This is a genomic window from Stappia sp. BW2, from assembly GCF_008107695.1.
Classification (GTDB): domain Bacteria; phylum Pseudomonadota; class Alphaproteobacteria; order Rhizobiales; family Stappiaceae; genus Roseibium.
In genome coordinates this window covers 1-429 of the sequence record NZ_VIRG01000026.1, presented here as the reverse complement: position 1 = coordinate 429, position 429 = coordinate 1, and the positions used below count along the sequence as shown (strand labels likewise).

Annotated in this window: 1 protein-coding gene; it reads right to left on the bottom strand. The window is 27.0% G+C overall.

What is annotated here, in order from left to right:
• On the bottom strand, positions 1-236 hold a 236-nt coding region (locus FMN63_RS00120), incomplete at its 3' end, for a hypothetical protein (RefSeq protein WP_205513753.1).
• Positions 237-429: the final 193 nt, after the last annotated feature.

The window sequence follows — 429 nt, the reverse complement described above, 5'->3', positions numbered from 1 at the left end:
ATATTTGCTTTTAGACCTGTAAGCAACTGAAGTAAACTCAAATTTTTTAAATCAACATTATTAAAAATTATAAAAGTATAAAACCATATCAAACATGTTTCAATAGAAAAAATCAATAATACAGGAGTATTGATAATCTTGTTTTTTTCACTAACTAAACCTATCATTGTTAGATATTTATATGGTATGTAACCTAAAACTCCTGTAAGAAGAAGCGCCCCTAGAAATTGAGTCATCTTATCACCTACTTTTGATTTTATTATAACATATTTAGTACCTAGTACTAAATTTTGGGTAGCCCACCTACCCTTATTATTTTTTACAAATTTACAGAACGTACGTTCTCTCAGGAGGTATAAACATGTGGATTGAAAAATTTAAAAACAAAAATAACGAAACTAAATACAGATACTACGAGAAGTATAAAGA